Consider the following 14,959-nt stretch of genomic DNA (forward strand, 5'->3'; position numbering starts at 1 on the left):
AATTACTTAGTTATAACTACACTTCCACAAACATCACTTAAAGGCACATATCCTATATTATACTTTTGACAAAAATCTATTACAGCACTTTTAGCTCCCTTAAACATTGCATTATTATAGTCATGAACTATAATGTATCCTCCATGAACTAAATTTTTATAGAAATACTCTAACCCATCATATATTGGTTTATACAAATCTGCGTCAATGCTAACAAAAACGTATTTTTCTTGTAAATTTTCTGCCGTTTTAGGAAAATATCCTTTTCTTATAATACAATTTTCAGGATATTCCATGTTACTTATTACGCTATCTAAATTGCAATCTGAAAATTGTTTAGATATATTGGTCGAAAATTTTTTATTTTTATCAATACAAATATCATTCATATCAAATCCACTAAAGGTATCAAACAAATATAATTTCCTTTCTGGAAAAAGCTTGTTTATTATTTTAGCAAAATCTCCCTTATACACTCCAAGTTCTGCAACACATCCCTTTATTTTTTTTGAGTTAATTTCATATGCAATTAACTCTATTGAAGACATTCTTACATAATCTGATTTATTATAATCATAAAAATTAAATTCCCTAGTTCTTCCTAGTAAAGGCATATTACAATTATAGCATCCCTCTATCTTCTTATCTTCTTTTAAAAGCTCTGATAAGATATTAAAGTTTGCTATCTCATCTATTTTTTTATTTATTTCTTTCTCTATTCTTTTTAATACTTGACTGTTATCTAAAGTTGTTGCAATAATTTTGCTCTTTTCTACTCCATATTTTTCTAGTCTTTCATTAATATAATCATAATTTCCACTTGCAATAATAACATATTCATATTTCAAATTTTCAATTTCTGAAATTGGAACCACCCTAATACCATCTATATAAGTTCCATGTTTCATAGTATCATCATCAATGAAAGCTACTATTTCAACTTTATTCATATTTATACTTTGCTTTAAAATGGAATAAATTCCTCCTGTGCCAAATATCAAAACTTTAATCATATTGCACCTACTTTCGAGTGTTTTATTTCTATATATTCCGGACATATTATCTCATTTTCTGTAATATTCAAACTGTAACATTCATTGTTATACTCAAATCCTAAATCTTTATAAAAATTCTTTATTGATTTATTTTTTTCAGTAATAATATATTCACCTCTTAATAATTTCACATTATTACTCTTGGCCATATCATAAATAAATGACATAAAAGCTATTTCTATATTTCTCCCCATAACCCTACAACTAAGTAAAAATACATCAATGTTCCATGATTCAACATCTGCTGTATTAACAATACATACACCAACTATTCCGTTATCACCAAATTTATCCTTTGCTTTAATATAAAAAACAATATAGTTATCAGAATAAGCCATTAGAGAAGTTTCTTCCTCTGAATAACGTCTGTTAGTAATATTAAATTGATTTGTTTTCTGAATCAATTGAGTTATTCTTGGTAAGGAGTATCTATCAGCTTCTTTTATTTGAACAACTATTTCTAAGCTTTTATAATAATCTTCAAGATTTTGAAATTCAAGCTTTTTTGACAACAATTTCCCTCTAGCTTTATATAATTCTGTTTTAATTTTATCTTCCTCAGTTAACTTCAAAAAATTAAATAAATTACTTTCTAGTAATTTATTTATATTATTAGGAAGATCATTATCAACATTTATAATGCTAATTTCTTCATTAAAAACCTGTTTAATTAATTCACATTCTGCTTTGTTATCGTCAATAAATACTAAATCAGAATAAGTAATATTAAGTTCACTAGCAATTTCTTTTACATTTGTAGCTTTATCATTCCAATTTATTTTTATAGCTGCAAAATCCTTTTCCCTTAATATCATTTCCGGATGTTCATTTATAACCTTAATAGCATCATCGTAATTATTCTTACTATTTACTGCAAGCAACATTCCATTTTTTTTAAGATTCAATAACACTCTTTGAAAGTCTTTATAGCACTTTCCTGGATAATCTTCTCCAAGTTTTATTCCATCTATTTCGTCTTCTCCAACTATCCCACCCCATAAAGTATTATCTAAATCAAGAATCATACATTTTTTTCTAATACCAAATATAGCTTGTACATATTTTCGATATTCCTTTGATAACTCTATGTAATATGACGGTTTATATGGATTTTTATACAAATACCATTTCCCATAATCACATATCGATTTTTTACCAATATTTGAAGCTATTTGTTCATTATCAAGAATATGTACATTGGAATATCTACTAGCTATATCTAGAAGGATAAAGTTTACTTTTCTAATAAAACTAATTTGACTATCTTCTGAACTATAATCACTCAAACTATTTATTGAATATATAGGCGTAATAAAATTATTTATTATTATATTTGTTCTACTGTTTTTATTAATATTATCTATAATACTAATAAATTGTTCTGTAATGTCCTTTATTATTTTATTTGTATTTAAAGAATTAAAATCTTCATATATACTTGGATATAACTCCTCTAATCTAATGGCTAATATAGTTATATCACTTTTACTTTTATATAAATCACTATTTTCATCAATAATATTCTGCATAAATTGATTATATTCACTAAAATAAATATCTGAAAAAAAATTATCTTTAAATAGCTCCACTGTAATTATTTCCTTTACTACAGTAGAAGTATATGAAGATAAGATAGCTACTCTTATCTTCTTAGCAGCACTATCATCTGTACTCTGTATTTGATTATATAGCTTTATATAATCACTATATTTAAAATTATCACTCCATTGTATCATCTTCTTGAATCACCTCAATTATAGTTCCATTTTTCAAATATGCGAAAATAACTTCTCTATTTGCAAATGCAGGGGCTTTAATTTTATTAGTGAATATCTTTCCGATTCTCTTTTCCTTAAAGTCACTAATAAATTCTTCTAAATTCTCTACTTGATAACAAAAATGATGAATTCCAGCATTTCCCTTATTATATACTGTTGATTTTTCTGACATAGGTTGAATTAATTCTATAACTACATCACTATTACTCTGTTTTAAAAAAAGCAATTTATTATTTTGAATTAAATCTTCAACTATATTTGAAGTCTTTTCATAACCTAGAGTCTCATAAATCGTCGTACTTTTTTCAATATCATCTACCACAATACCTATATGATGAATTTTCATTCTAAGATAACTCCCTTTTTATTTAATACATTAACAATATTATTATATCCCTTAAACATCTCATTCATTTCATCAGGAATCACTTCTATATCAAATTCTTCTTCAATTAACATTATTAAGTTTATATGAACTAAGGAATCCCATTTTGAAATGTTATCTGGTGTAATTAATTCATAATCAATTCCATTTAAATTGCAATCTGTTGCTTCTTCTATAATAGCAAGTACACTTCTCATTTTATTTACCTTTTGCCTTTCATTATTTTCATTCTGTTATACATATTAATTTTATGGTCTATTGCATAAAATGAAGATACCTCTGACTCATTTTTTAAATTTTCAACTACCACACTTCCTATTTTCACAGTGCATCTATTACCTATTTCTAAGTTGTTTGAAATAGTTGAACCAGGACCAATATATACTTCATTTCCTATACTAGTATAACCACATATTTTGGAATTTGCACCTATCATGGTAGATTTTTTTATATTTACTCCATGAGAAATATTTACTGCCGAATCTAATATTACATTAAAACCAATCATTGTAACTTCACCAAAAAAAACTGCTTTTTCTATATTAACATTATTCAATATTTTTGTATTACTATCTATAACTACATAACCTTTATGTTTAGCAATATCATTATTTATATCATTATATACCATGAATCCTTCTGCACCTATTATACTTCCAGCTCCAATATATACATTATCTTTAATTATTGTATTTTCATATATTATTACATTAGGTTCTATAACGCAATTCTTCCCAATAATTACATTTTTATCACTTATTATTGCTTTATCAGAAATTCTAGAACTTTTATCAATCTTAGAATAAAAATATTTATTTTTAAATATCTCATTAATTTTAAAAATTAGCTTTCTTGGATTTTCACAAATTATTATACCTACATCTGGTCTTAGAGCAATCACACTTTCTAACAATTCCTCTTTACATATAACACAAGTTATATCTTCATTTTTTATAGTTAATAAATATTTCTGTGCTAAAACAAAACTCAACATCTTTGCCTTTTTTTGACAGGTAAATCCACAGGTATTAAATTCCCCATCTTTATATACAATAAAATCTGTATCATCTAATCTTATATTTCTTAAAAACATTCCCTGTTCTTCCCTTCTTACCTATTTGAATATATAACTTTCCTTATCTCCTCAATAGTTTTTGTTACATCATACCATATAAGAGAAGTTTTACTTTGTATTTTATATTCTATTGAATTTATAAAATCTAGAATTTCATCCTTTAATGGATTATTAGCATATCTTATTTTAACTGAATTTTTATTAGTAGAATACCACACATTTTCTCCAAATGCCTCAATGTTACCTTTTGTACTTACTTGTACTATTTGATCCATAAAATCAAACTCTCCAAAAAAATCTTCATTCGACATATTAAATTTTCTTATTTTAACACTGCTTGTCCTATCAGCATTAAATCTAACTACTATATTATCATTACACAAAAAGCTAACTACCGAGAAATCATATTTCCCACTTTTTTTATTATAAGATTTTAACAACCCAGAAACATTACTAATTTTATCAACCTTTATTACACTATATAATACTGCTAAATCATGAGTTAATAAATCTTGAATTGAATCTATATCCTTAATATCATTTTTAGTAGTTTTTTGCCCTATTCTATAAAAATCGAAATAATTCGGATTTCCATTATCAATAACTAATTTATCTACACCTGTAACTATACTATTATAAATCTCAGTATATCCTGCAGAAATTGTAACTCCATTCTCATTAGCTATTTTTTTTAGTTCATCCGCTTCTGCCAGGTTTAATACTACAGGTTTTTCTATTAAAACATGTTTTTTTTTCATCAACAGCTTTTTAGCAATTTCATAATGGGTATTAGAAGTTGTAGCTATTATTGCAGCATCAAACTCTGCTTCTAGACATTTCTCTAAACTATAATATGGAACTACGTTAATATCACTACAAATTTCATTAACCTTATCTTGATCTATATCACAAACTAATTCCAATTTACATACATCTTTATTTTGTAGTTCCAAAATATTTTTCAAATGAAGCTTACCCATACTTCCTATTCCAATTAGAGCAATTTTTAACATCTAAATTCTCCCTTTCAATCTTATACAGTCTATATATATGGTATTCTAGCCTTCAATAATTCAAACTCTTTAGGATATTCTTCCATACTTATTTTATAATCATTTTTTAAAATTTCTATAAACTCTGATTTGTCTATTTTATCCCTTAAATAATTATCAATTATCTTATAAATGTCCATTCCAAAACCGTAAATATTATTAAGCAAATTACATCTTTTGTATATAATATTCATTACATCCTCACTGCTAACAATATTACCTTCCACACAATAATAAGCTGCTATCAATAATGAAAGTGAATGTATAGCCAATTTGGTTGTATCTAGGGTTTTGCTTAATGTATCACTTGAAATTCTTCTTATATAAGCGTAATTTTCAGAAACCATTATTTTTTTGTTTAAATTTTGTGCTAAAACCCTAGTCATTATTACATAATCTTCCGAAACTCTAAACATACTTTCAGCCATATGTCCTTTAACATATTTTGTATTCACTATAGTTCCAGCCATGAAAGCTTCCATCTCTCCAGTTTCAAAGAATTTTTGTAAAGTCTGTGCAGCAGTAAGATCTTTATATCTTACTCTATCATAACCTATATCTAATTTCTCAGACGTATCAAGATTTATTACATATCTTGGAATCACAACTGCATAATCATCATCCAATAAATTCATATCAGAAATTATGTTTTTCTCTTCATTACAAATTATAATATCATCATCACCACAAAAAGACATATATTTTGTATTAATATGTTTAACTCCTTCTTTAATGCTTCCTGCTATACCTTTGTTAATATCAGAGTATATTATAGTTTGTACATCATTAATATCTGTACTATTTTGCAACATTTTAATATTATCAGTAGTAGAACAATCATCTACTATTATCTTATTTACATTTTCAAATTTATAATTTTTTCGTAAATCTTTCAAAAGAACTTTTGATCTATTATAAGTACATACTAATAATGTTATATCTTTGATTTTATTTTCACCAAAAACTCCCTTATAATATTTTTTCATTATTATATCTAAACTTTTAACATTTTCATCTCCGCTTATGAGTCTTTTTATAGATTTCATTTGATTTTCCAAAGAAAAATTATTTTCTATAAATTTTCTATATTCTATAGAATTATATTTTTTTTCTGTAATTATATTTACAGCTTCATCTATAGTATTAAAGAGAGAACCTCTATTCCATATTTCTTCTGCAAAAATAAAATTATGAATAACAGGCTTTATTCCTCTTGCCATTGCTTCAGCGATACCGTATCCAAAACTTTCATGAATACTTGAAGATAAAATATAATTTTTATCTTCAAGCCAACCATTAATATCCCCTTGCCAACCTTCAAATATTACATTATCTTGTAAATTCATTTGTTGTATTTGATAATTCCAATATAACTCAATTATATCCTCCTGAAATTCTCCTGCAACATAAAGCTTATACCTCTTATCTTTTTTAACAAGTTTACTAATTATCTGTAATAAAAGTACTGGATTTTTTCTTTGATGTATATAGCCAACATAAGCAAGTTTGAATCCAGATTTTCTTTCTTTCAATTGAAATTTTTCCAAGTTCACTCCATTATTTATTGTTATTATGTTTACTCTTTCATTAAGATCAGGTATTTGTGAATTTAATATTTCTTTTAAATGTTCGGTTACAACAATTAATTTATCTACATTATTCCACTCTACATTTTTAGGATAATATGTAAACACCTCATATCTATGTAATCTACATATTATTTTCCTCTCAGTTGCTAATCTATGTTTACTTCCATACTCTATAAGTTCATCACACCATTCAAACCAACATATATCAGCCCATTCCATACCTTTGTCTATTTGATTATAATTAGTTACTATAATTTTTTTGACAATATATTCTTCAGATAAACCGTTTATAATATCATTTAAAAATGAGTCCATACCAACTTTCACAAAAAAGGCAATTTTTTGTTGTGGTCTATAATCTTTTTTACTCTGAATATTTTTTATTATTAAATCTATATTTTCTCTTAGCTCTAAATCCTTACATTCTTCAATAGCTAAAGCATAAAAAGTTAATGCTTTTGAATACTCTCCAATCCCTTCATATATGCATGCCAAATTATAATTTAAATCAAAATTATCTAACTCTACGTCTAATCCCTTCATACATATAGCTATAGCCTCATTAAAATTTCCTAACATAGATAAAGCTACTACATACATTGAATAAATCTCTATATCATCAGGAAATGTCACAAGTAATTTTTCCAAAAGTTTTATAGCTTCTTTGCAATAATTATCATTAATTAAATTTTCTATTCTTCTTTTTATTTCTATTATATTAATAGTTTCCACGACTAACCTCCTTATTACCAATCAATTTCTTCTTTTAGTATTTGAGTAAATTTTTCTGATCCCTTACCATTTAAATGAGAATAATCCCAAAAATCATCATCATCAAATAAATCACTTTCAAAATAATCAACAACTTGAAAACTATATTTATCTTTTAGCTTGTTTAATATGTTGTAAAATATATTTTTTCTATTTATATTGAAATTCTCTCTATAATATGTACTTGTAGGACATACAACAATAATTGGAACTATGTCATTTTCTTTTAAAAATAATATATATTGTTCTAATATTTTTTCATTTTCATTTCTTGTGGCTTCATAATCCATAGATGAATTTTTTTGTGCTTCATAAATACCATTAGGGTCATTTAAAGTTAAAATTGTTTCTTCTTTTGACTTGTTCATATCTATATATGTTTGAAATGTTATACCTTTTTCATAAAAAGATCTAATTATATCTAACTCAATAAAATTATCATTATTATGGTAGTCTTCAAAATAATTAATATATCTATGAATCCTATTCTTAGCATTTGTTTTAGTCATATCATAGTCAAAAGAATAATATCCCATATTTATAATTACATATCTTAAGTTATCTTTTACTTGTTTAAAATTAAATAAATATTTTATTAGCAGAAAGTCATAGTATAAATCTTGAGATGAAAAAGAAAAATTAATGAAATTATTATTAATAGATTCCTTTACTCCTACTTCTGCATAAGATAGACCTGTTATTATTCCATTAATTTTATTCCTTCTTAACATGTCCAACATTTTATAATCTAATCCTTCTATAACTGATAATTTATAGTCTTCAAAAAAATAAATATTTTTCTCATTATATTTTTTTATAGATTTTAATATTTCATCTCTATTAATCTCTTCAACTACAAAGATAAAATCGTATTTATAATTTTCTAGGTTTAAAATATATTCGTTGTTACATAAGGCTTCAGGATCTATAATACTAACTACATTCCATTCATCAAATAATTCATTAAATTGTATACATCTTTCATAATTTCCTAATAACATGACATCATATATTTTTCTATTATATCCAATTTCATTCAACTTACTGTTTATTAACTCTTTAAAATCATTTTTCTCATTTACTATTCTTGCTATATTATATATAATTTTAGCTGCTTCTATATCATTATTTGTCTCATATAAATACCCAAGATTATACAGCAAATCGAAGTTATTACATTCTTTATTGAGCCCTTCTCTTAATAATTTTTTTGCTTCTTTTACTTTTCCTTCTAAAATTAATAATATAGATTCAATTGAATATATTTCAATATCATCTTTAAATATTTTTTTATATTCCTCTAGCAAATTTTGGGCTTCTATTAACAATCCATTATTAATTAATGTACTTATATTGTCTTTCGTCTTACGTTTAAGCTCTTCTAATTCTTCATTCACATCTTCACCCCATCAAGCCTTTATCCTATAGTAATTAAATAAGCTTTTATTAATTATAATTTAAATATAAATTTAATTTTTCAGCATATAGCTTTTAATATTATTATCGCATTTTTATATCAATTCTTAATGTATTAACTACTTCTATTTAAAATTTCCAATCTATCTTTTGCTGGTTTATAATTATACTTAGATGAAAAATCATAATAATACTTAGCTTTACTTAAATTACCTGTAGTTTCATAAAATACTCCTAAGTTATATGCAGCTTTAAAGCTTCCTACTCCTTGAACTATTTCATTTGATTTACTTCCTATTTCAAGACACTTCAAATAACTTTCTTCAATAAGATATAAATATTCTCCATATGACGCTACATCAGATAAAATTAAACTCATATAAAAAATGCCACAATTAAAATTGAAGTCTGCATCATTTAAATATTTATTATAGTATTTTTCTATAATATTTAATCCAACAGAAAACTTATTTATTTTAACTAAATTATTTATATATAAATTAACGAAGCTTTTAGTATATGCATAATTAATTTCACTATTTTTAAAACATCTTTCAAAATATAAATCTGCTTCTTCATATCTCTTTGCTACATGCAAAGTTCTAGCTATTTGATATAAAATATAATTGTCCTCTGAATTATTTTCCAACTCTTTAAAGAGTAATTCTAGATTTCTTCCTGATTTATCTTTATTAAAATATCCACTATGTTTAACTTTAAAATTAATATTAATACGAGGTAAAGATGAATCTAACTGCTCATGTATACATCCCTTATAAAGTAATCCTTTTGGGTAAAATCTAGATACATATTCCCTTGAAAAACTCACTTCATTACCATCAATAAAATTACTTAAAATTTCAATTTTTCCTATACTATTTGTATTATTAGTAGCAAAATTAATTAAAGTTTCCTTATTCCCAACATCAACAATTTCATCAGCATCTAAAACTAATATCCAATCCCCGCTACACTTTTCTGATGCAAAATTTCTAGCCAACGAAAAATCGTTGCACCATTGGAATTCATATAATTTAACTCCCATATCTTTTGCTATTTCTAAAGTTCTATCCTTAGAGCCAGTATCTACTACTATTACTTCATCAACCAAATTCTTAACACTATCTAAGCATTCTTTTAAGACTTTTTCTTCATTTTTAACTATCATCGCTAACGATATCTTCATAATCTCACTCCCATAGTTTTATTTTAGTACATATCAAAAACAGGTAAATCAATATATGAATACCTGTTTTTGATATATTTTTATTAATTAAATATTATTCTTATTTTTAAGTTCTATTATCTTTTCATTTATCATATACAATACTTCATTTTGAGTACATAATTCTTTTGCTAATTTGTAGTTAAATATAGCTTCAATATTATCTCCTATAGCTTCTAATATACATGCTTTATTGTAAATCAAATCAAAATTTTTATCATCAATATAAAATCCACTATTTATTTCTTCTAAAGCTTTATCATAGTTCATATTCATAAAATATATAGTTGAGGTTATTGAGAAAAACTCTAAATCATTTATGTACTTATATTCATTTATGCTTCTTAGCTCATCTACAACTCTAACAGCTTCTTGAATATTAGATTCTAATAGAAGTATTAAATTATCTTTCATCTTAATTATATAATTATTAAATTCTATTAATCTTTCATTGTTTTCTATTACTTTAATAACATTATTCTTAGATGATATCGAAAACATCTCTATTTCCATATCAGCAATATGTAAATTTTTATCCAATACATATAAATAATTTCCCAAGAATTTGTTACTTTCTTCGTAAAGCTTTGTTTCCATAAGAGATAAGCCTTTTAAATATAAGCAATCTAAGAAATATGGAAATTCATTCAGAACCTTACTACATATATCAATAACCTCTATAAAGTTATTATTTAAATAGTAAGTTTGCGCCGCTGTTCTATAATATTTTAAAGTTTCTTTATTAATTTCTTTTGGAATTAGCTTAATATAATTATCAACTTGAACTTTAGCATTTTTAAAATCCTCTATTGAATTGTAGCTTCTAGCTAATTGAAACATATAATAATAATTACTTGGATCTTTAACTAATTCTTTCTTCAATATGGAAGCTGTTCTATTAAATTTAGCTAATCTTTTTTCATCGTCCATTATATATCCAAAATGATTTATTTGAATATAAGTATATAGAATAGGCTCACTAAATATTGGTTGATTATGTACAGCCCCTATATATTTAAATTTCCCATCATTTTTAAATATTAATGGAAAGCTTAAGTCTGAATACTTGCTTAAATCTGACTCTAAATAATTTCTTAATTTTATATATATTGTATTATAATCTCTATATTTCTTTTCTTTAAACAGCTTTATAATGTCATAAATACTTTTTTTATCTATACACTGGTCTGCATCTTGGATAAATATATACTCTCCCTTAGCCATAGAAATACTAAAATTTCTAGCTTCTGAAAAATTATTATTCCATTTTAAATAATGAACATTATTAGTATATCTTTTACAAATATCTACAGTCCTATCTGTAGACCCAGTATCAACAATTACAAATTCTGCAATTCCTTCATTAACTAATGGCAACATGCTATTTAAACAATTATCAATATATTCTTCTTCATTTTTAACAATCATGCAGATACTTAAAATAATTTTATTTTCCATATATATCTTCCTTCTAAGTAATAATATGTTTAATTTATACTGAATTTATATAACTTCTACAATTTCTTTTAATTTACATAAATTAGAATTAATATCCTCTAAATATAGGTTATTAGAATCTACTTCTAATATATCATAATAAGTACTCATTGATGATAAATGCTTATTATTAACTTCATATATATATGCTAAATTATATAGTAAATCCATATTTTTAGAATAATATCTTAATCCATCTTTTAAAATTTTCTCCGCTTCATCAACTTCATTAGAATAAAATTTTAGAGTTGCCTTAATTGATATTAACTCAGCATCTTTCTTAATATTATATAGTTCTTCTAATTGATTTAATAATTCTATAGCTTCTATAAGCATATTATTATTTATTAAGGTAATTAGATTTTCTTTAATCTTTGCTATATCATTTTCTGTAATTAAATTATTATCCTCTATATGTTCTAATATTATAGAATCTTTTATTACAGTTATTAAACTACTAAACTCAGGCTTTATAGTAATTGCTTCCTTTAAGGAAGAAATTGATTCTAATATATTTTTTTCTTTAATGAACTTATTAAAATTATCTATTTTATTTGAGAATTCTCTATCATCCTTTAAACTACTTTCTTCACTATCTTTAAAAATTAAGATATACTTACCCATTAAAGCAATTAGTTTTTCTTGATTAATTAAATAGGAATTGATTATCATATCACTTTTCTCAAGCAAATATCCTATTATATAAACAATCTCATTTTTGTAATTGCATCCAACTATATCATCAATAGATGAATCATTTAAAGTATCAATTAAGAATTCAATACAATTTTCTATTTTAATTACCTTATTCGATTTTGAGTTTTCATCTATAAAATTTAATAAATTTTTAAAACTGCTTTCTATTTCTAAATTAATCTTCTTTCTTACTATTTCTCTTTCTTCATCATCTAAATTCAATTTTTCTATAAATGAATTTTTATCTGTATTTTCTATACTAACTACTATTTTTGAAAGTAAGTAATAAAGTAATATAGTTTCATCTTCCTTCTTTAGTTCTTTAATTACTTTATTTATAGCAGGTATATCTTCTTTTAAAATATTTACTTTTAATATTTCACTAATCATTAGCATATAGGTTTCTTTATCTTCATTTAATTTATTAATATATTCCTCTACATTTTCTAATTGATTTATCTTAATTTTAAGTCTTAAAAGTTCTGATATAACTCTAAGTTTATGTCCATAAGAAAATACTTCTAATCCGTTAGTGCTAGCATATTTTTCATATTTAAATGTATTTAAATGGTTTAAGTACATTTTTAAATTATAAACTGCTCTATCAAGATTTCCTTCAATAAGGTAGCACTTTCCCATTAGATAGTAGCAATCTATTAATTCTTCATCTAACTCTTTCATCTTTTCACAATAATAAATACACTTATTATATTCCTTTGCATTAAAGTATATTATTGTGGCGTTATGATAATAATTTATTCCTAAACTTTCATTAATTTTCTCAGACTCAATTAATGGAAGATATTTTTCTAATTCAATTATTGCTTCTTTGGTATCTCCATGCATCTCATAACTTCTACTAAGTTGATATATATAATAAATATTATTTGGATCTTTTTCCAATTCACTCTTTAATAATGTAGCCGTTCTTTTAAACTTTTTTTCTTTTATATCCTCAGTCATTATGTATCCATAATGCATCATATATATTTCTAAATTTTTTACTGGTTCCTTATATATTGGCTGATTATGTATTTTCCCGTCATATCTAAATGCTCCATCATTTTTAAATATTAAATTTAAGGAGAAATAAGTATATTCACTTAAATCTTCTTTTGTAAAATTTTTATATACTAATGAATATGTATTAAACTTCCTATATTCATTACTACTAAAAAGCTCTATTAACTTATTAACTTCACTTTTTTCCATCTCTTGATCAGCATCCATAATGAAAATATATTCTCCTTGAGCAAGAGAAATACTATAGTTTCTTGCTTCAGAAAAATTATTATTCCATTCTTTAAAATATACTTTGCTTGTATATTTTTTAGCTATTTCTATAGTTTTATCAATTGAACCTGTATCAACTACTATTAGTTCTGCTAAATTTAAATCTACTAATGGCTTTAAGCTTTTTAAACAATTATCAAGGAATTTTTCTTCATCCCTGACTATCATACATATGCTAAGCCTATAACTATACTTATTTTTTAGTTCCTCGATATGCTTATTTGCTTTTTTCATTAATATTACTCCTTAAATTATAATTTAAAAGAGGGACCTAAGCCCCTCCTAAAAATAATTATTATCTTAATAATTGTAAAACACCTTGTGGTTGTTGATTAGCTTGAGCAAGCATAGCTTGTGCAGCTTGTTGTAAAATATTGTTCTTAGAGAAATTCATCATTTCTTTAGCCATATCTACATCTCTAACTCTGCTTTCTGCAGCTGTTAAGTTTTCTGATGTATTATTTAAGTTGCTTATAGTATGCTCTAATCTGTTTTGTAAAGCTCCTAAATCTGATCTATGAGTTGATACCTTTTCTATAGCTTTATCAAGAACATTTGTTAATGTGTTAGCTGAAGAAGTATTAGTTACTTTTAAGCTTCCTGCTGTAATTCCTAATCCTGATGTACTCATAGTTTTTAATGAAATAGTAATCTTTTGATTTGAATTAGCTCCAACTTGAATGTTTACTTTTGAAGTATTAGCTAATATACTTTGTTTGTTAAATTGAGTTTGGCTTGAAATTCTATCTATTTCAGATGATAATTGATTTAATTCTGTTTCAATAGCTGTTCTATCAACTGATACATTTGTATCATTTGCTCCTTGAATTGAAAGTTCTCTCATTCTTTGAAGAATGTTATGAGTTTCATTTAAAGCACCTTCAGCTGTTTGAATTAATGATATACCATCTTGAGAGTTTCTTGAAGCTTGATCTAATCCTCTGATTTGTCCTCTCATTTTTTCTGATATTGCAAGTCCTGCAGCATCATCACCAGCTCTATTTATTCTTAAACCTGAGCTTAATTTTTCCATTGATTTTCCTGCTGCTCCAGTATTTGAAGTCATGTTTCTATGTGCATTTAATGCATTCATATTGTGATTAATTATCATTTTTTATTCCTCCTTG

General features: G+C 24.6%; 12 protein-coding genes. All 12 read right to left on the minus strand.

Annotation, left to right across the window (positions count from 1 at the left end; all coding sequences use genetic code 11):
- Positions 1-2 precede the first annotated feature (2 nt).
- A complete protein-coding gene (locus tag ACYUEX_RS10380; protein WP_460288009.1) occupies positions 3-1,013 on the minus strand; it encodes a TylF/MycF/NovP-related O-methyltransferase in 1,011 nt (336 codons plus the stop codon).
- A complete protein-coding gene (locus tag ACYUEX_RS10385; RefSeq protein ID WP_460288010.1) occupies positions 1,010-2,791 on the minus strand; it encodes an HAD-IIIC family phosphatase in 1,782 nt (593 codons plus the stop codon). Before ACYUEX_RS10385 ends, ACYUEX_RS10380 begins: the two co-directional genes overlap by 4 nt.
- On the minus strand, positions 2,775-3,179 hold the full coding sequence (locus ACYUEX_RS10390) for a VOC family protein (RefSeq protein ID WP_460288011.1): 405 nt from the start codon (positions 3,177-3,179) through the stop codon (positions 2,775-2,777). The genes ACYUEX_RS10385 and ACYUEX_RS10390 overlap by 17 nt, the downstream gene beginning before the upstream one ends.
- On the minus strand, positions 3,176-3,415 hold the full coding sequence (locus tag ACYUEX_RS10395) for a hypothetical protein (protein ID WP_460288012.1): 240 nt from the start codon (positions 3,413-3,415) through the stop codon (positions 3,176-3,178). Before ACYUEX_RS10395 ends, ACYUEX_RS10390 begins: the two co-directional genes overlap by 4 nt.
- Before the next feature lie 5 nt (positions 3,416-3,420).
- On the minus strand, positions 3,421-4,311 hold the full coding sequence (locus tag ACYUEX_RS10400; RefSeq protein WP_460288013.1) for an LbetaH domain-containing protein: 891 nt from the start codon (positions 4,309-4,311) through the stop codon (positions 3,421-3,423).
- Between the two features lie 17 nt (positions 4,312-4,328).
- Entirely contained in the window at positions 4,329-5,306 is a 978-nt protein-coding gene (locus ACYUEX_RS10405) for a Gfo/Idh/MocA family protein (protein ID WP_460288014.1), read from the minus strand.
- Positions 5,307-5,335: 29 nt separating this feature from the next.
- Positions 5,336-7,666, minus strand: coding sequence for a glycosyltransferase (locus tag ACYUEX_RS10410; RefSeq protein WP_460288015.1), 2,331 nt, complete (start codon positions 7,664-7,666; stop codon positions 5,336-5,338).
- Between the two features lie 14 nt (positions 7,667-7,680).
- Complete coding sequence (locus ACYUEX_RS10415) at positions 7,681-9,102, minus strand: tetratricopeptide repeat protein (protein ID WP_460288016.1); 1,422 nt, start codon at positions 9,100-9,102, stop codon at positions 7,681-7,683.
- Between the two features lie 134 nt (positions 9,103-9,236).
- Positions 9,237-10,307, minus strand: coding sequence for a glycosyltransferase family 2 protein (locus ACYUEX_RS10420; RefSeq protein WP_460288017.1), 1,071 nt, complete (start codon positions 10,305-10,307; stop codon positions 9,237-9,239).
- 87 nt (positions 10,308-10,394) lie between these two features.
- Positions 10,395-11,804, minus strand: coding sequence for a glycosyltransferase (locus ACYUEX_RS10425; protein ID WP_460288018.1), 1,410 nt, complete (start codon positions 11,802-11,804; stop codon positions 10,395-10,397).
- A 45-nt stretch (positions 11,805-11,849) separates the two neighbouring features.
- Positions 11,850-14,066 (minus strand): glycosyltransferase, encoded by a 2,217-nt coding sequence (locus ACYUEX_RS10430; RefSeq protein ID WP_460288019.1) that lies wholly within the window; start codon positions 14,064-14,066, stop codon positions 11,850-11,852.
- A 61-nt stretch (positions 14,067-14,127) separates the two neighbouring features.
- Positions 14,128-14,943 carry a flagellin N-terminal helical domain-containing protein gene (locus ACYUEX_RS10435; RefSeq protein WP_460288021.1) on the minus strand — a complete coding sequence of 272 codons (816 nt, stop codon included), beginning with the start codon at positions 14,941-14,943 and terminating at the stop codon, positions 14,128-14,130.
- Between the last annotated feature and the right edge of the window lie 16 nt (positions 14,944-14,959).

The sequence above is a fragment of the Clostridium sp. CTA-7 genome, from assembly GCF_054768095.1.

Coding starts and splice junctions, on each gene's coding strand:
- ACYUEX_RS10430 (WP_460288019.1), bottom strand. CDS start 14,066: ATGAAAAAAGCAAATAAGCATATCGAGGAACTAAAAAATAAGTATAGT.
- ACYUEX_RS10420 (WP_460288017.1), bottom strand. CDS start 10,307: ATGAAGATATCGTTAGCGATGATAGTTAAAAATGAAGAAAAAGTCTTA.
- ACYUEX_RS10385 (WP_460288010.1), bottom strand. CDS start 2,791: ATGATACAATGGAGTGATAATTTTAAATATAGTGATTATATAAAGCTA.
- ACYUEX_RS10405 (WP_460288014.1), bottom strand. CDS start 5,306: ATGTTAAAAATTGCTCTAATTGGAATAGGAAGTATGGGTAAGCTTCAT.
- ACYUEX_RS10390 (WP_460288011.1), bottom strand. CDS start 3,179: ATGAAAATTCATCATATAGGTATTGTGGTAGATGATATTGAAAAAAGT.
- ACYUEX_RS10435 (WP_460288021.1), bottom strand. CDS start 14,943: ATGATAATTAATCACAATATGAATGCATTAAATGCACATAGAAACATG.
- ACYUEX_RS10400 (WP_460288013.1), bottom strand. CDS start 4,311: ATGTTTTTAAGAAATATAAGATTAGATGATACAGATTTTATTGTATAT.
- ACYUEX_RS10395 (WP_460288012.1), bottom strand. CDS start 3,415: ATGAGAAGTGTACTTGCTATTATAGAAGAAGCAACAGATTGCAATTTA.
- ACYUEX_RS10425 (WP_460288018.1), bottom strand. CDS start 11,804: ATGGAAAATAAAATTATTTTAAGTATCTGCATGATTGTTAAAAATGAA.
- ACYUEX_RS10380 (WP_460288009.1), bottom strand. CDS start 1,013: ATGATTAAAGTTTTGATATTTGGCACAGGAGGAATTTATTCCATTTTA.